At 64.9% G+C, this 15,817-nt stretch carries 15 protein-coding genes and 1 pseudogene; 11 read left to right on the top strand and 5 right to left on the bottom strand.

Features of this window, described 5'->3' with window-relative positions:
- The first annotated feature begins 171 nt into the window (after positions 1 to 171).
- Together ACVIYL_RS29065 and ACVIYL_RS29070 are read left to right on the top strand one after the other, a co-directional pair.
- Positions 172 to 735, top strand: coding sequence for an HdeD family acid-resistance protein (locus tag ACVIYL_RS29065; RefSeq protein ID WP_253608227.1), 564 nt, complete (start codon positions 172 to 174; stop codon positions 733 to 735).
- Positions 736 to 901: 166 nt separating this feature from the next.
- Positions 902 to 2,209, top strand: a complete 1,308-nt coding sequence (locus tag ACVIYL_RS29070) for an amidohydrolase family protein (RefSeq protein ID WP_456781902.1) — start codon at positions 902 to 904, stop codon at positions 2,207 to 2,209.
- A 115-nt stretch (positions 2,210 to 2,324) separates the two neighbouring features.
- Here the strand turns inward: ACVIYL_RS29070 and ACVIYL_RS29075 are convergent, their stop codons facing one another.
- On the bottom strand, positions 2,325 to 2,780 hold the full coding sequence (locus tag ACVIYL_RS29075) for a hypothetical protein (RefSeq protein ID WP_225160318.1): 456 nt from the start codon (positions 2,778 to 2,780) through the stop codon (positions 2,325 to 2,327).
- A gap of 70 nt (positions 2,781 to 2,850) precedes the next feature.
- On the opposite strand from ACVIYL_RS29075, the gene ACVIYL_RS29080 reads away from it, so the two are divergent.
- The 5 genes from ACVIYL_RS29080 (at position 2,851) to ACVIYL_RS29100 (ending at position 7,233) form a co-directional block, all read left to right on the top strand.
- Entirely contained in the window at positions 2,851 to 3,636 is a 786-nt protein-coding gene (locus tag ACVIYL_RS29080) for an ATP12 family chaperone protein (RefSeq protein ID WP_253608229.1), read from the top strand.
- Positions 3,637 to 3,700: 64 nt separating this feature from the next.
- Positions 3,701 to 5,284, top strand: coding sequence for a flagellar hook-length control protein FliK (gene fliK / locus ACVIYL_RS29085; protein ID WP_253608230.1), 1,584 nt, complete (start codon positions 3,701 to 3,703; stop codon positions 5,282 to 5,284).
- On the top strand, positions 5,281 to 5,544 hold the full coding sequence (locus ACVIYL_RS29090; protein WP_253608231.1) for an EscU/YscU/HrcU family type III secretion system export apparatus switch protein: 264 nt from the start codon (positions 5,281 to 5,283) through the stop codon (positions 5,542 to 5,544). Before fliK ends, ACVIYL_RS29090 begins: the two co-directional genes overlap by 4 nt.
- Before the next feature lie 133 nt (positions 5,545 to 5,677).
- Positions 5,678 to 6,490: a class D beta-lactamase gene (blaOXA, locus tag ACVIYL_RS29095; protein WP_253608232.1), complete on the top strand. Its 813-nt coding sequence runs from the start codon at positions 5,678 to 5,680 to the stop codon at positions 6,488 to 6,490.
- Positions 6,491 to 6,576: 86 nt separating this feature from the next.
- Positions 6,577 to 7,233: a carboxymuconolactone decarboxylase family protein gene (locus ACVIYL_RS29100; protein WP_225646182.1), complete on the top strand. Its 657-nt coding sequence runs from the start codon at positions 6,577 to 6,579 to the stop codon at positions 7,231 to 7,233.
- Between the two features lie 57 nt (positions 7,234 to 7,290).
- Here ACVIYL_RS29100 and ACVIYL_RS29105 read toward each other — a convergent pair whose 3' ends face one another.
- Together ACVIYL_RS29105 and ACVIYL_RS29110 are read right to left on the bottom strand one after the other, a co-directional pair.
- Positions 7,291 to 8,454 (bottom strand): IS4 family transposase, encoded by a 1,164-nt coding sequence (locus ACVIYL_RS29105; RefSeq protein ID WP_253605569.1) that lies wholly within the window; start codon positions 8,452 to 8,454, stop codon positions 7,291 to 7,293.
- 247 nt (positions 8,455 to 8,701) lie between these two features.
- Positions 8,702 to 10,060, bottom strand: coding sequence for an aminotransferase-like domain-containing protein (locus tag ACVIYL_RS29110; RefSeq protein WP_253609990.1), 1,359 nt, complete (start codon positions 10,058 to 10,060; stop codon positions 8,702 to 8,704).
- Positions 10,061 to 10,412: 352 nt separating this feature from the next.
- On the opposite strand from ACVIYL_RS29110, the gene ACVIYL_RS29115 reads away from it, so the two are divergent.
- Positions 10,413 to 11,276, top strand: a complete 864-nt coding sequence (locus tag ACVIYL_RS29115; protein ID WP_253608233.1) for a DMT family transporter — start codon at positions 10,413 to 10,415, stop codon at positions 11,274 to 11,276.
- A gap of 144 nt (positions 11,277 to 11,420) precedes the next feature.
- On the opposite strand, the pseudogene ACVIYL_RS29120 reads toward ACVIYL_RS29115, so the two are convergent.
- Positions 11,421 to 11,839 (bottom strand): annotated as a pseudogene (locus ACVIYL_RS29120) (DUF4260 domain-containing protein).
- 160 nt (positions 11,840 to 11,999) lie between these two features.
- Here ACVIYL_RS29120 and ACVIYL_RS29125 point away from each other — a divergent pair.
- The 3 genes from ACVIYL_RS29125 (at position 12,000) to ACVIYL_RS29135 (ending at position 14,967) form a co-directional block, all read left to right on the top strand.
- The gene (locus tag ACVIYL_RS29125) at positions 12,000 to 13,532 is read left to right on the top strand and encodes an acyl-CoA carboxylase subunit beta (protein WP_253608234.1); all 1,533 of its coding nucleotides are present in this window, start codon (positions 12,000 to 12,002) and stop codon (positions 13,530 to 13,532) included.
- Positions 13,533 to 13,626: 94 nt separating this feature from the next.
- Entirely contained in the window at positions 13,627 to 13,974 is a 348-nt protein-coding gene (locus ACVIYL_RS29130) for a hypothetical protein (RefSeq protein WP_092090159.1), read from the top strand.
- A gap of 213 nt (positions 13,975 to 14,187) precedes the next feature.
- Positions 14,188 to 14,967, top strand: coding sequence for a hypothetical protein (locus tag ACVIYL_RS29135; protein WP_253608235.1), 780 nt, complete (start codon positions 14,188 to 14,190; stop codon positions 14,965 to 14,967).
- A 387-nt stretch (positions 14,968 to 15,354) separates the two neighbouring features.
- Here ACVIYL_RS29135 and ACVIYL_RS29140 read toward each other — a convergent pair whose 3' ends face one another.
- Positions 15,355 to 15,705: a cupin domain-containing protein gene (locus tag ACVIYL_RS29140; RefSeq protein WP_253608236.1), complete on the bottom strand. Its 351-nt coding sequence runs from the start codon at positions 15,703 to 15,705 to the stop codon at positions 15,355 to 15,357.
- Between the last annotated feature and the right edge of the window lie 112 nt (positions 15,706 to 15,817).

Consider the following 15,817-nt stretch of genomic DNA (forward strand, 5'->3'; position numbering starts at 1 on the left):
CCTCCGCCACCGCGCCGCCGCTGGCATCGCCGGCGCCGCTGGGTCTGTTGGTGGCACAGAGGTCGCCGCCGCTGTGGATGGCGCTGGTGAGGGCAGGCACAAGCTCCGGCAGCTCGAGTGGCCCGGTTGCGCGCGACCGGGCCATGGCTGCCTGGGATCAAGGAGGACGACATGGCTACCTATGAGAACAGTTCCACGATGCTCCGCGGCCTGCCTGGCCCGCCCTTATGGGTCTGCGTGCTGCTGGGCCTCGTTATGATCGCCGCGGGCCTTCTGGTCCTGGGAGATGTCGTGCTTTTCACCGTGATCAGCGCCATCTTTATCGGCTGGACGGCCATTGTTGCCGGCGGGTTCGAAATCCTGCACGCCTTCTGGACCAAGGGCTGGGGTGGATTCGTGTGGCAGCTTGTGCTGGGGGTGCTCTACCTTGCCTGCGGAATCGTTCTGCTCAGTCAACCGGTGGCGAGCGCGCTGCTCCTGACCTATGCCCTCGGTCTCATGCTTTTAGTCTCCGGGATTGTGCGCATGCTGGTCGGCATCGGCCATTGGCAGCAGTCCGGCTGGATCATGCTCGCATCCGGGCTGTTTGGCGTTCTGGCCGGCCTCGTCATTCTGACGGGATTTCCGGCGACCGGGCTGTGGGTGCTCGGGCTGCTGCTGGGGATCGATCTGCTGTCTCATGGCATCGGATGGCTGACTTACGCTTTACAGCCTGCCGCCAGAGCGGCTCAATAGGCCGTCGATCCTCCAGGGAGCAGCAGAACTCTCATTAATCGTCTGAAATCAAGTCGGCTCCTCGCGAGATCAATGACGGTCTCGCGCGATGAGCCATCGGCGGAGAGTGGACATGTCAGGTTTGAGGAAGGGCGTGAGAGTTTCGGCGCTGGTTGCGTCGATTGTGATGAGCCTCATCGCCTTGCTGCCAGCGCAAGCTCAGCAGGATGGTGGCGTACTGTTTCAGAACGTGCGCATTTTCGATGGCAGGAATGGCGCGCTGTCCGGGCCGTCCAATGTGCTGATCCGGAACAACAAGATCGAGAAGATTTCGACTGCGGCGATCACGGCCGACGCTCAGGTGATCGCCGGCGACGGACGGGTGCTGATGCCCGGGCTGATCGACGCGCACTGGCATGCATTGCTGGTACGCCCGACGCCGGCGGCCGTGATGGCCAGCGACATCGGTTACACCAACCTTCTTGCGGCCGCCGAGGCAACGGCCACGCTCATGCGCGGCTTCACCACCATTCGCGACATGGGCGGGCCGGCCTTTTCCCTCAAGCGGGCGATTGACGAAGGTCTCGTCGCCGGTCCTCGCATCTACCCATCCGGTGCCATGATCACCATCACCGGCGGCCATGGCGACTTCCGGCCGCTGTCCGATCTGCCCAGAACGATCGGCGGCATGCTCAGCCGCATGGAGAGGATAGGCGGCGCCATGGTCGCGGACAGCCCGGATGAAGTTCGCGTGCGCGCGCGCGAGCAGCTCATGCAAGGGGCTACGCAGGTCAAGCTCACGGCGGGCGGTGGGGTGGCGTCGCCGTTCAGCCCGCTCGATGTGTCCACGTTCACTGAACCGGAGTTGCGCGCCGCGGTCGAGGCTGCCGAGAACTGGGGTACTTATGCCGTCGTACACGCCTACACGCCGGTCGCGATCCAGCGATCGATCGCAGCGGGGGTCAAGTGTATCGAGCATGGTCATTTGATGGACGACGCGTCGGCCCGCCTGATGGCCGAGAAGGGAATTTGGCTGAGCACCCAGCCCTTCCTCGATATGTCGGGCGCCAGCGCCCTTGGACCTGCGGAGCAGGACAAGATGCGGCAGGTTGTTGCCGGCACCGACAGGGTCTACGGCTTTGCGAAGAAGTACAAGTTGAAGACGGCATTCGGTACCGACGTCTTGTTCTCGAAGGCGCTTGCTGACCGGCAAGGAGCCATGCTGACGACCCTCACGCGATGGTACACGCCGGCTGAAGCGCTCATCATGGCTACATCGACGAATGCCGAATTGCTCAGTCTGTCCGGGCTTCGAAACCCATATCCAGGCAAGCTGGGCGTGGTGGAGGAAGGTGCGCTCGCCGACCTTCTGCTGGTCGACGGCAATCCAATCGACAACATCAAGCTGATAGAGGATCCGGCGAAGAACTTCCTGGTCATCATGAAAGATGGGAAGGTCTACAAGAATCTTCTCGGTGGTGACCGGAACAGGTAGGCGGACATGGTCACAAGGCGGGCCAAGCGGCAGCATCAAAGCATCGGCTCGTAGCCGATATGGCTGCCGACGTGCCCGGTGGAGCAGCGATCGCCGGAAGGGCAAGGGCAGTCTACTACCGCCGAAACTGCGTCAGAAACGTCCGCAAGGAATCGTGCGGGCTCTCGACATCCGAAATCACCCAGCCGTCGGGACCGTTGACGACGATGAAGTTGAGCGTGACGGCGCGGCCTTCATTGTCGAATGTCACCGTCACGTCGGCCTTGTCGAACTGCCGGCGCGGGATTGCGATCGAGATCGGGCCGAGCCGCCAGGTCGGGCTCTGCACCAGAAAATCGTAGGGCGCATCGTGCAGCGCGGTCCAGGCACCGCGCAGGGTGGGATCGAAGAATCGGCGAGCGGTTTCCTCGTCGCGCGGCAGGCCGTTGGAATATTCGGCGCTGCCTCGCCCATAATGGGCGTAGACGTTGCGGATCAGGGATTCCGGCGAACGGAACCCGGCGCAGGCTGTGGCGGCGGCGAAAACCGCCGCAACGAGCGAAAAACCCGCAAGGAATTTGCCGCGTCCCATCAGCTTTATTTGCCGTTGCCCCTGACATATCTTGCAGGGAAATCCCTTTGAACGAAAGCTACCCGGCGCGATGCGCGAACTTTTCGACGATGTCCCAGAACAATCTCCGTTCGATCCGCAGGAGGCGGTGCGGCGCCACATCCGCACGCCCCAGCGCAAGCGGTTCTACACCAGCGCCGGCGTCGCCGAGGCCGATGGCGGATTTTCGATCACCCTCGACGGCAAGCCGATCCGCACGCCGTCCGGCAAGCCGATCGCGGTGCCGACGCGGGCCATTGCGGACGCGGTTGCGGCGGAATGGAATGCGCAGGGCGAGACCATCGATCCCATGACCATGCCGCTGACGCGGCTTGCCAACAGCGTGATCGAGGGGGTGATCGATCGCGTCGACGAGGTCGCCGACGATGCGGCCAAGTTCCTCGGCAGCGACCTCTTGTTCTATCGCGCCGGCCATCCCGAGACGCTGGTGGCGCGCGAGGCCCAACACTGGGATCCGATCCTGTTCTGGGCCGCCGACGCGCTCGGCGCCCATTTCGTGATGGCCGAGGGGGTGATGCATGTCGGCCAGCCCGAGCCTGCGATCAAGGCGGCGCGGGCGGCGTTCCCGACCGACCCATGGTCGGTCGCGGCGCTCCATGTGGTGACGACGCTGACCGGCTCGGCGCTGCTGGCGCTGGCGCTGGCGCATGGCGTCCGCGACGAGGACCAGGTCTGGGCCGCCGCCCATGTCGACGAGGACTGGAACATCGAGAAATGGGGCGTCGACGAGGAGGTCGCCGCCCGCCGCGCCGCCCGCCAGCTCGATTTCAAGGCCGCCGCCGGCGTGCTCAGGGAGCTCAAGCCGGCCGCCGGTTAACGAGGGGTTTACGGCGCCGGGCTAGCCTGCGGCACGTTCCTCGCGCAGGGCCGAGACCTCCGACATGGCACTCGCCATCAATCCCGTGCTGCCGGTGCTCGCCTCGAAGGAGGCGGACAGCGTTGCGCCGGACCTCACGCTTGAGGCCGGCAGCGTCGTCAATGCGCGGGTGCTGAAGGTGCTGTCCGCCGATCTGGTGCGGATCGCGATCGCGAGCCTGTCGATCGACGTCCAGACCGAAGTGCCGCTGCAGCAGGGCCAGAACCTGCAGCTCGCGGTGTCGCAGACCAATGACGGCATCCGCCTGCAGCTGGTCGGGCAGGGCCCTGACACCGGCGATGCCGTACGGCTGTCGCCGGCAGCGGCCAACACCATCGATGCCGCCCAGCCGATCGCCACGGCACCGAAGGCGGTGCTGACGCCGCTGGAGCGCGTCACCATCACCGCGACGGCCCAGACCGCGGCTGCGGCGCAGGGCAGCCAGGCGCCGCTGTTCGCCAATCTCGCCGCGGTCGCCTCCGCCAATCTGCCGCCGAAGCTGCAAGCTGCGATCGCGCAGGTACTGGCGCAGCAGACCGGCCTCGACGACGGTCTGAGCGGTGATGCCGTGAAAGCCGGCTTCCAGAAATCCGGCCTGATGTTCGAGGCGACGCTCGCGGCGGGCATTGCACCCGCGAGCGGCAGCGCGCCCGATCTGAAGGCCGCGCTGATCGTGCTGCGCCAGGCGCTGACCTCGCTTGGCGCCGGTGATGCCGGCAGACCGGCGTCCACCACATCGCTCCAGCAACCGGCGCAGGCCAGCGCCGCCACGGCGCCGAGCCTCGTGCCATCCGGCACGCCAGACCTCGACGTTCAGGAGATCCTGCTGCCGCAGGCTCGCCTGCCGGTCGCCGAGGATGTCGGCCGCGGCACCACAGGGCTCGCAGGGGCGCTCGCCGATGCGCTCGATGCCGGCCCGTCCTCCGGCGGCGCGCTCAATCTCATTCAGGAAGCGCTGCACGAGCTCGGCAACCCCGCACGGCAGGGCGCTGTGCCGAGGGAGCTGCTGCCGGGCGAGGTGTCCGTACGCGGCAACACACCGCCACCGCCGTTTCACGGCGCGTTGCCGTCGGCGCAGGCCGTCGCCGGGCCGTCGATCGCGCCAAACACGCCGCTCGCGACCGCCGCGCATCGCCTGCTGGAAAACACCGACGCCGCGCTGGCGCGGCAGACGCTGCTGCAGGTCGCCTCGCTGCCGGACCGCGGCGACGGGTCGCGCCCGCAGCTCGACGCCATGCTGCCGCGCTGGAATTTCGAGATCCCGTTCCTGACCCCGCAGGGCACGGCGATGGCGCAGTTCGAGATTTCCCGCGATGGCGGCGGCAATGAGGTCGAAGCCGCCAAGCGGGTGTGGCGCGCGCGCTTCACGCTCGATGTCGAGCCGGCCGGCCCGGTGCACGCGTTGGTCTCGCTGAACGGCGAGCGCACCTCGGTGCGGATGTGGGCCGAGCGTCCCTCGACCGCCGCGCAACTGCGCGCCGGCGTCTCCGAGCTGAGCCAGGCGCTGACCAGGGCCGAGCTCGCGCCCGGCGATATCGAGATCCGCGACGGCACTCCGCCGCAACCTGCGCCCGCGCGCGCCGGCCATTTCCTGGACCGCGCATCGTGAGCGACGCCAACAACCAGCTCGCGGTCGCGCTGCATTACGACCACGCCGGCGCGCCCCGCGTGGTGGCAAAAGGCAAGGGCGCGATCGGCGCCAAGATCATCGAGGTTGCCAAGGCCAACGACATCCCGATCGAGGAGAACGAGGTGCTCGCCGGCGCGCTCTCCAATGTCGAGCTCGGCGACGAGATTCCGGCCGAGCTCTACAAGGCCGTCGCCGAGGTGCTGGTGTTCGTGCTGCGGATGTCGGGCCGGGCGCGCTAGCGGGCGCGTTTTCGAGCGAAGCGGGCACCGGTTCGCGTGAAGAAAACGCGACAGACAAGTGAGTCTTCTTGCCATCCTTTCACCACGATGGCATCCACCATCGTCGTCAACGCGAACCTGCCCAGGACTTGTCGTGATCCATCGCCGTCATGCGCTCGGTCTGCTTGCTGCCGCCACGATCCTGCCGTCGCGCAGCTTCGCCAACGTGTCCTATCAGCGCAGCGAGTTTCGCGAGGAGCTGCAAAAGCGCTTCTTCGAGCTCGGAACCGAGGGCACCTTCGTCGGCTACAAGGTCGAGGACTATCTGATCATCGCCAGCGACAAGGTCCGCTCGGGCGAGGGCAAATTGCCGGCCTCGACCTTCAAGATCGCGAACGCGCTGATTGCGCTCGATACCGGCGTGGTGCAGGACCCCGACAAGGACGTCTTCAAGTGGGACGGCACAACCCGCAGCATCGAGGCCTGGAACAAGGACCACACGCTGCGCTCCGCGCTCGCGGTGTCGGCGTTTCCGGTGTTCCAGGAGATCGCCCGCCGCATCGGCGAGGAGCGGATGAAGAAATATCTCGAGATCATCGACTACGGCAACCGCGACATCGGCGGCGGCATCGACCAGTTCTGGGTGACCGGCAATTTGCGGATCGATCCGGTGCAGCAGATCGATTTCCTCGACCGGCTGCGCCGCGGCGTGCTGCCGGTCGGCAAGCGCAGCCAGCAGCTGGTGTGCGACATTCTCCCGGTGACGAAAGTCGGCGAGACCGTCATCCGCGCCAAGACCGGCCTCACCGACAAGGAGCACGGCTCGCTCGGCTGGCTGGTCGGCTGGGCCGAGAAGGGCACCGACATCACCGTGTTCGCGATGAACATGGACTGCAAGACGCAGGCGCAGACCGACGCGCGGATGAGCGTCACGCAGCAATGCCTCACCGATATCGTCGCGCTGTGACGGGCTGACCTCCGCGCAAACGCTTTGCGTTTGTCGCGCGCGACGCCATGCTCTAGCATCCTCCGATAAATCAAAGCGGAGGAATCATGCATTCAGCAACAGTCTGGCTCTCGTCGCTCACGCTGGCCGCGGCCGGCGGCTGGCTTGCGGCAACGGTGTTTTCAGCGCCGGCCACCAGCAAGGAGCCGCGCTTCCCGCAGCTCACGATGGAGCAGCTCAGCGACCTGCAAAAACCGCTCGGCGAGCAGATCATGAAGGTGTCGAGCGTCGGCATCGGTGGTCCCTACAATCCGATGATCCGGAGCCCGGTGCTCGGCCAGCGCCTCTACGATCTGTTCTATTATCTGCGCTGGCAGACCTCGGTACCGACCAGGCTGAACGAGTTCGCGATCCTGATCATCGGCCGGCAGTGGCGCTCGCAGGTCGAGTGGTTCGCGCACGCGCCGCTCGCTGCCAAGGCCGGCCTGCCGCCCGACGTCATCGCCGAGCTCAAGGCCGGCAACCGGCCGTCGAAGATGGCCGACGACGAGGCGGTCGTGTACGACTTCGTCACCGAGCTCACCACGACCAAGAAGGTCTCCGACGAGACCTATGCGCGGGCCAGGAAGATTTTCAACGATCAGCAGATCGTCGACCTCACCGCGGTCGCCGGCAATTACGTGATGGTGGCGATGATCCTGGCGATGGCCGAAGAGACGGTGCCGCCGGGCAAGGAGGAGCCGTTCAAGGTGGGAGAGAAGTAGGGGCGGCGCGGACTCCGTTCACCTCGCCCCGCGTGCGGCAGGGGTGTCCGGGGAAATTCAGGCATAGCGGAGCTCCATCTGGTCAGGTGAGATGGTTGATTTCCGACGGCTGGGGTTGATGGGCGGAGGTTTGTCGATGGCAGCGAGGGATCGACGCGTGAGCAGGAGCTGGCCGACGAGTTCGGCGAACCTGAGCGGGAGCATTTTGATGCAGTTGGTGTGAGCGGCGATGCGCAGCAGCAGGTAGGCAATCATCGCAGCGAGCACCTGAAGGCGGATCGCGTTGTCGTTGGCGCCGAGGAACTTGCGAATATCGAGATGCTGCTTGATCCAGCGGAACAGCAGCTCGATTTGCCATCGGCTCTTGTAGAGGGCGGCGATCTCGACGGCGCTACGGACAAGGTCGTTGGTCAGGAGTGTGATCTTGCCGCCTTTCTCGCGTCTGATCTTGATGCGGCGGAGCGGGATTGGAAGGCGCGAATCGCCCTTGCTGGTGAGCTTCACCTCGTCATCGGCAAGGATTTCGAAGCCATCCCCGTTACGCTTGCGGATGGCGCGATGCCTGAGCGAGCGAAGACGGATGCTCGTCTTCGCCCGGGTAACGAAGAAAGCCTTGCTATCATTGATCTTCTGCCACCAGTCGAAACGGCAATAGCCCTTGTCAAACACATAGGTGGTGGCGGGCTGGATTGGGGTCTGTCGGCCGATCTCGATGTCATTGACGTTCGCGGCCGTCATCTCGACGCAGGTCGGGACATCGCTCCTTGGGTCGTAGACGACATGCAGCTTCATGCCGCGGATGCGGCCGTTCCACGTCGCCCAACTGCAGACCTTGCCGAGCGGGATCGGACTGGCGTCGATCAGACGCACCATCTCCATGCCTTCACTCCGCAGCTGGCGACGCGCCATCGCCGACAGCGCCGCAAAGGTTTGCGCGAAAATGCCGATCGGACGGCGGGCATTGGCATCGGACAACGTCGAGCGCGACAGCTTGCCGGTTCCCAAGTGATAGTGATGCTGCGAATTGGCGTTGAAGCCAGTCACCACCCCGCGCAGACTGCTGTTGCCGCTAAGCTGGGCATAGATCAGCGCCACCAGATGATCCCAGCTCCTGAACGACTTGTCGTAGGCATCCCCGTCCAGACGATCCACAACCGTCTGAAACTGCCGTCGATTGATCGGTTCAAGCAGCCTTCCAAAAATGCTACCGCGATATCGCATGCTCGGCCCTCTGTGTCTCGACAACCAGAAAAGACCGATTTGCCTCGGTCCTGCCGAGCATGCACCGCGACACAGTGAATCATTCCCCGGACACCCCTGCGCGTGCGGGGAGAGGTCGGAACGCATCGCAGATGCGTTCCGGGTGAGGGGACTCTCCTCAGGCACAGCTATCACCGTGCAAGAGGAAGCAGCCCCTCACCCCAACCCTCTCCCCGTAAGAACGGGGAGAGGGAGTAGGGCGCCGTCGCTATTGGCGCCCGATCGCCCGCTGCAAGGTCGACATCAGTTTCGGGTCGCGGCATTGCGCGACGTTGAAGCGCATGAAGGCGGCGGCCGTCTGCGAGGCGCTGAACACGTTGCCCGGCGCCAGCACGACATTGTCCGCGAGCGCCAGCCGCGCCACATCGGCGGAGTCGCACCCGTCGGGCAGATGGCACCACAGATAGAAGCCGCCGCGCGGCATCAGCCAGGGTGTAACGCCGATGCGCTGCAGTTTGTCGCCGACGTCGCGGCGGGCGCGGGCAAGGCGCCGGCGCAACTCCTCGACATGCTTGCGATAGAAACCGCTCGACAGCACGCCGGCGATGATCTCGGTGGCGACCGCGCTGGGGCCGCCGAAACCGGTCGCGACCTGGAGATCGACGAGATCCTCGATCCAGTCCGCTCGCGCCGCGATGAAGCCGGAGCGCACCGATGCCGACAGCGTCTTGGAGAAGCTGCCGATCCGGATCACGCGGCTCAGGCCATCGAGCGCGGCGAGCCGCGCCGAAGGCCCCGGCTCGAAGTCCGCAAAGATGTCGTCCTCGACGATGGTGAGATCGTAGGCTGTCGCAGCATTCAGCACGCGGTGCGCGGTCTGCGGCGACAGCGTCGCACCGGTCGGATTATGCAGCGCCGAGTTGGTGACATAGAGCCGCGGCCGCTCGGCGGCGAGTGTCGCCTCGAAGCTGGCGACATCGGGGCCCGATGCCGTGTAGGGCACGCTGACGATGCGAACCTGATGCGCGCGCAGCAGCGCCCGGAAATTGAAATAGCAGGGATCGTCGACCAGCACAGTGTCGCCCGGCCGCAGCAGGAAGCGGCAGACGAGATCAATCGCCTGCGTGCCGGACGCGGTCAGCAAGAGTTGCTCGGGCGGCACCTCGAGGCCCTCGTCGGCAAACCGCGCCATCAGGATCCGGCGCAGCGTGAGCGAGCCGCGCGTCGCGCCATAGTCGGAGAGCACGGCGTCGTCGGCCCGCGCGAGGCCGCGCAGCGCGCGCCGCAGCGCCTCGGTCGGCATCCACTCGGCGGGCAGCCAGCCGCAGCCGGGTTTGAGCGCGCCGGTCTCGGCATCGAGCGATTGCCGCGACACCCAGAACGGATCCACCGCGCGGTCGCGCTGCGGCTGGTCCTTTGCGAGCGCGAGCGGCGGCAGCGCCGCGGACGAGACATAGAAGCCGGAGCCGGGCCGGGCCCGGATCAGGCCCTCGGCGACGAGGCGGTCATAGGCCTCGACGACGGTGGAGGGCGAGACGCCCATGGTCGCGGCGAGGCCGCGGATCGAGGGCAGGCGGTCGTCGGCGACCAGCGCGCGGCTCGCCACCTTGGCGCGGATCGCGTTCATCACCTCGGTGGTCCGCATCGCCTTTGGCGCATCGGATTGCTGTTGCAAGTGTATGCCTACCTTTGCCCATACAGTTTTACGATATTGTACCGATCTGTAGCTGCCTTGGCGAGCCTCCGCCGGCTATGGTCGGTGCGAGGTCGGACTCGGCTTCACCTCGCCCCGCCTGCGGGGAGAGGTCGGAACGCATCGCCAGATGCGTTCCGGGTGAGGGGGAGTCTCCACGAGTTCGGCCGTTACCGAGTATGCGGAGCCGCCCCTCACCCTAACCCTCTAAGAGCGAGCTTCGCTCGTCTCGGCCCCGCAAGAGCGGGGTGAGGGGGCGCAGTTACGTTTTGGGAAGCAAAGTACGATGGACAAGGCTTCGATCGACGGCTGGGGCAGTGGCCTGCTCGGCGTGATTATCTTCAGCGGCTCGCTGCCGGCGACCCGCGTGGCCGTGGCAGGGTTCTCGCCGCTGTTCTTGACTTCGGCGCGGGCGGCGATCGCGGCGCTGCTCGGCGCCGCGCTGCTGGCGGTGCTGCGCCAGCCCTGGCCGCAGCGCAAGGATCTGGTGTCGCTGACCATCGTCGCACTCGGCGTCGTGATCGGCTTTCCGCTGCTCACCGCGCTCGCGCTCCAGCACATCACCTCGGCGCATTCGATCGTGTTCATCGGGCTGCTGCCGCTGTCGACCGCCGTGTTCGGCGTGCTGCGCGGCGGCGAGCGGCCGCAGCCGCTGTTCTGGCTGTTCTCCTGCATCGGCAGCGCGACGGTCGGCGCGTTCGCCTTGTCGAGCGACGGATCGGCGTCGCTGACCGGCGACCTCCTGATGGTCGCCGCCATCATCGTCTGCGGCCTCGGCTATGCCGAAGGCGCGGCGCTGTCGCGGCGGCTCGGCGGCTGGCAGGTGATCTCCTGGGCACTGGTGCTGTCGGCGCCGGTGGTGCTCTTGATGACGATCATGACGCTGCCGCCGAGCTGGCAGGGCATCGGTGCGCCGGCCTGGCTCGGGCTCGCTTATGTCTCGATCTTCAGCATGCTGGTCGGCTTCGTGTTCTGGTATCGCGGCCTTGCGATCGGCGGCATCGCCAGCGTCGGCCAATTGCAGCTGCTGCAACCGTTCTTCGGCCTCGCGCTGGCCGGCCTGTTGCTGCACGAGCAGGTGCCGTGGTCGATGATCGTGGCGACCATGCTCGTCGTCGTCTGCGTGGTGTTCGCGCGCCGCTTTGCTTGACGTCTGTCTCTCCTCACGGAGAGGAGCGCGGAACGCGCGTCTCGAACCATGAGGCCACAGGCGGGCCTGCATCCTTCGAGACGCCAGCAATCGACGCGCACGCTGTCAATTTGACCGGCCGTGCGTGACGTCAGGAAGCGGGTGCTAGGCGGGCTCCTGCGCTTTCCCGATCCGCCCGAGATGGGTGAAGCCAAAGCCTTTCGAATACTTCAGCCCGTAGCCGAGCGCGCGGAGTCGATCCCGATATGGGCGAGCCAGATCATCGCGATCGACAGCACCAGCGGCGCCGCGGCGGCAAAGCCCAGCGTCATCAGCGCGACCGGCGCCAGATAGCTGTGGGCGGCGTTGTAGACGATGGCGCCGACCCGCGGGCCGGCGAGATAGGCCGCGAAACTCAAATCCGGCACCAGGAACAGCAGGACATAGACCAGCCACGAGCCCTCCCATTGGGCATAGAGCACGGTCATGCCGAGGAACAGCACGAGGCCCTCCAGCCGGAGCAGGGTGCGCACCCCGCCGGTCGGTGCGCCGGTCTCGACCGTGGCCGTGCTCGTGTCGGTCATCGCCATCTCCCCAGATATCGGAAAATCCTACCGTTTTTGCGCCCGAACCCGTCCACAACCGCCTTTCCGGTTCCGAAATGGCCGTGCTAAGCCATTTCCGAACGAAGCGGACCTCGGCTCGCGCCGGGACGCGGACTGTAGCTAACACGGGCGGAAACAAATGAAAGATATCCTCGATACCCTCGAAGAGCGGCGCGCCGGCGCCAAGCTGGGCGGCGGCGAAAAGCGCATCGAGGCGCAGCACGCCCGCGGCAAGCTGACCGCCCGCGAGCGGATCGAGCTCTTGCTGGACAAGGGCTCGTTCGAGGAGTTCGACATGTTCGTCGAGCACCGCTCGATCGAATTCGGCATGGAGAAGACCAGGATCCCCGGCGACGGTGTCGTCACCGGTTGGGGCACGGTCAACGGCCGCAAGACGTTCGTCTTTGCCAAGGATTTTACGGTGTTCGGCGGCTCGCTTTCCGAAACCCACGCGCTGAAAATCACGAAACTTCAGGACATGGCGATGAAGGCGAGGGCGCCGATCATCGGTCTCTATGACGCCGGCGGCGCGCGTATCCAGGAGGGCGTCGCTGCTCTGGCGGGCTATTCCTACGTGTTCCGCCGCAACGTGCAGGCCTCGGGCGTGATCCCGCAGATCTCTGTCATCATGGGCCCCTGTGCCGGCGGCGACGTCTATTCGCCCGCGATGACCGACTTCATCTTCATGGTGAAGAACACCAGCTACATGTTCGTCACCGGCCCCGACGTGGTGAAGACCGTCACCAACGAGGTGGTGACCGCGGAAGAACTCGGCGGCGCCTCGGTGCACGCCACGCGCTCCTCGATCGCCGACGGCGCGTTCGAGAACGACGTCGACGCGCTGCTGCAGATGCGCCGCCTGATCGACTTCCTGCCCTCGAACAACACCGACGGCGTGCCGGAATGGCCGAGCTTCGACGATATCGGCCGGGTCGACATGTCGCTCGACACGCTGATCCCCGACAATCCGAACAAGCCCTACGACATGAAGGAATTGATCCTGAAGGTCGTCGACGAGGGCGACTTCTTCGAGATCTCGGAGACCTTTGCGAAAAACATCGTCACCGGCTTCGGCCGCATCGCCGGCCGCACCGTCGGCTTCGTCGCCAACCAGCCGATGGTGCTGGCGGGCGTGCTCGACAGCGACGCCTCACGCAAGGCCGCGCGCTTCGTCCGGTTCTGCGATGCCTTCAACATCCCGATCGTCACCTTCGTCGACGTGCCGGGCTTCCTGCCGGGCACCGCGCAGGAATATGGCGGCCTGATCAAGCACGGCGCAAAGCTGCTGTTCGCCTATTCGCAGTGCACGGTGCCGCTCGTCACCATCATCACCCGCAAGGCCTATGGCGGCGCCTTCGACGTCATGGCCTCGAAGGAAATCGGCGCCGACATGAACTACGCTTGGCCGACCGCCCAGATCGCCGTGATGGGCGCCAAGGGCGCGGTGGAGATCATCTTCCGCTCTGACATCGGCGACCCCGACAAGATCGCCGCGCGCACCAAGGAATACGAAGACCGCTTCCTGTCCCCCTTCATCGCCGCCGAACGCGGCTACATTGACGACGTCATCATGCCGCATTCGACCAGGCGGCGGATCGCGCGGGCACTGGCGATGCTGAAGGACAAGAAGGTCGAGATCCCCGCGAAGAAGCACGACAATCTGCCGTTGTGAGGAGAGCGTAGGGTGGGTTAGCGCAAGCGTGACCCGCCGCGTTCGCTCCGCACGATCCGTGGCGGGCCTGACCCGCCCGACAGGTCCGAACCTGATGACCGAAGACGAGCCGACCGACGAGATCTCCGAGATCGAGGCGCAGATCGAGGAGCTTGCCGAGAGCGCCGAGCGATCGCGGCGGATCATTCTCGGCTCGAAGATCGCGATCGCAGGCGGGTTCGGATTGTTACTCATTGCGCTGCTCGGCCTGTTCGGGGCCGGTCAGACCGCGGCACTCGGATCGATCGCGCTGGTGCTCGGCGGTATCGTGTCGCTCGGATCGAATGTCAGCACGTTGCGGCAGACCGAGGCTGCGATCAGCACCGCCGAGGCGCGGCGCGCGCGTTTGATCGGCAATATCGACCTGCGGCTGGTTCACGACGCGCCGCTGAAGCTGATGTGACGGAGTATCGATCTCTCCTAATTGTCGACGGGATCGCGCGCCCGTTTAGATGCCCTGCGAGCCTGGGCAGCGACGCCGGCCCTGCTTGTTCGATACAACGGGCCAATTGTTGCAGTTGTGCAACGGCTCGCTGAATAACCGGCTTCCCGTTCATGCCATATCTTTACTTAGGCTGCGTGGTTTGATCTGCTCAACCTGGGGTGGATATAATCAATGAATTTTCATCGTGGTTTGCTGATTTTGTCAGCCTGCATTTTCGCGTCGGCGTGCGCGTATCCGACCATCAATCGGGAGCGTGTCGTCGAAGTTAGGCACTTTGTAGAGATAGTCGAATGCGAATTGCGAGCAGTTCGCCGTTTCCTTCCAGCGGAGGTGAACCCGAAAATTCCGGACGTGTGGGACATTGGCTCGACGCTCGACTTGACGTTAGTCAGTCGGGTCGATGCTGACGGCAAGGTCTCCTGGGCTATTCCAGTCGACTATTCGCTGACGCCGAGCGTTGGCGGGCATGCTCAGGATACGATCACGGCGCACCTTGCGTTCTCGACGGACCTCGCAGCGGTCTTGTCGACGCCGCCGCCCGCTTGGTGCCAGCCCAAGGATATCGATCCATCGGGTACTGGGCTTGGTCTGGCCGCTTGGATTGAAACGGTGTTTACGGCGATTCCCAGAGACAGCAATGGCGGTCTTACTTATACAAAAATTCTGGAATTGCAGGCGAACGCAGGAGCGCGATTTGGCTGGGTGTTCGCTCCGATCAATTTGGATGTCGGCGCCTCTGTTCAAGGCACGAAAACCAACCAGCTCGTAGTAGGGCTGTCTCCTCATGTGGGTCCTCAAAAAGTAATCATTGTTGGTGACACAACGCACAAGGTCGGAGCCGCATCTCGAATAAGTTCATCGGCGACGCGTACTTTCAGTAATCCCAACTTGAACACTCTGCTGCAACGCCAAGCACCGGTCAGGTTACTTCCTGGCCAGACGCTGCGATAGGAATTAGATCGCGCGGCGCCCGAGACTTGATCCGCGCGACACAACTCGGTATCGCGACGTCTATCATCGGGGCGCACATTTATTGAACGATCCGCTGGCGCGGACCATGTTTTGATTTGGCCGGGGCGCAAATCAAATCCGGACGAATGCAAACTCGGACAAATCATGTCGCGAGAAAGCGGGCGCGCATATCCTCATGCTGTTTGATATGTGAATCGGCTTCTATCCTTGGGTCGTCCCGGCCAAGCGCAGCGCGACCCGGGACCCATAACCACAGCTCGATCTTGTTGCACGACGTTGGGGCCACAGCTTGCTTCAACAACGCAACGCGGTGGTTATGGGTCCCTGCTTCCGCAGGGACGACGGCGGAGCAAGCGACGCGTGTCCTCAGCCTGCCGCCAGCGGCACGTAGTCGTATTCGCCGACGCCTTGCAGGATCAAAAAGGTCAGCGACGTCGTGCCGGCATTGGTGACGAGGTGAGGGCGGGTCGGGCGGACGGCGTAGACTTCGCCGACCTTCAGGTTCACTTCCTCCTTGGGCTCCTGCAGGAACAGCCGCATCTGGCCCTCCAGCACATAGAAGGTGTCGGAGATGTTGCTGTGGGTGTGCCACGGCACCTTCTGGGTCGGCGAGAGTTGCAGCTCCATGATGCGGAAGCCGGGTCGGGCGGCGTGCTGGGCGCGGCGCTCGACTTCGTAGAGATGGCTGGCGTCCTTGACCGGTTGTCCTGGCTTCATGGCGGCCTCCCTGTGGTGTTGTCCCGTCGGGCGGGAAGGCGATGATGCTAGTCCTGTTCTGCCGCGCGCGGAACGGCCGGAATGGTTATGGCGGGCGCGCACGGTGCGTAGG

Source organism: Bradyrhizobium sp. USDA 3315, from assembly GCF_054056795.1.

Coding starts and splice junctions, on each gene's coding strand:
- ACVIYL_RS29105 (WP_253605569.1), bottom strand. CDS start 8,454: ATGCGATATCGCGGTAGCATTTTTGGAAGGCTGCTTGAACCGATCAAT.
- ACVIYL_RS29115 (WP_253608233.1), top strand. CDS start 10,413: ATGGACAAGGCTTCGATCGACGGCTGGGGCAGTGGCCTGCTCGGCGTG.
- ACVIYL_RS29075 (WP_225160318.1), bottom strand. CDS start 2,780: ATGGGACGCGGCAAATTCCTTGCGGGTTTTTCGCTCGTTGCGGCGGTT.
- ACVIYL_RS29080 (WP_253608229.1), top strand. CDS start 2,851: ATGCGCGAACTTTTCGACGATGTCCCAGAACAATCTCCGTTCGATCCG.
- ACVIYL_RS29100 (WP_225646182.1), top strand. CDS start 6,577: ATGCATTCAGCAACAGTCTGGCTCTCGTCGCTCACGCTGGCCGCGGCC.
- fliK (WP_253608230.1), top strand. CDS start 3,701: ATGGCACTCGCCATCAATCCCGTGCTGCCGGTGCTCGCCTCGAAGGAG.
- ACVIYL_RS29135 (WP_253608235.1), top strand. CDS start 14,188: ATGAATTTTCATCGTGGTTTGCTGATTTTGTCAGCCTGCATTTTCGCG.
- ACVIYL_RS29125 (WP_253608234.1), top strand. CDS start 12,000: ATGAAAGATATCCTCGATACCCTCGAAGAGCGGCGCGCCGGCGCCAAG.
- ACVIYL_RS29070 (WP_456781902.1), top strand. CDS start 902: ATGAGCCTCATCGCCTTGCTGCCAGCGCAAGCTCAGCAGGATGGTGGC.
- ACVIYL_RS29140 (WP_253608236.1), bottom strand. CDS start 15,705: ATGAAGCCAGGACAACCGGTCAAGGACGCCAGCCATCTCTACGAAGTC.
- ACVIYL_RS29110 (WP_253609990.1), bottom strand. CDS start 10,060: ATGAACGCGATCCGCGCCAAGGTGGCGAGCCGCGCGCTGGTCGCCGAC.
- ACVIYL_RS29065 (WP_253608227.1), top strand. CDS start 172: ATGGCTACCTATGAGAACAGTTCCACGATGCTCCGCGGCCTGCCTGGC.
- ACVIYL_RS29130 (WP_092090159.1), top strand. CDS start 13,627: ATGACCGAAGACGAGCCGACCGACGAGATCTCCGAGATCGAGGCGCAG.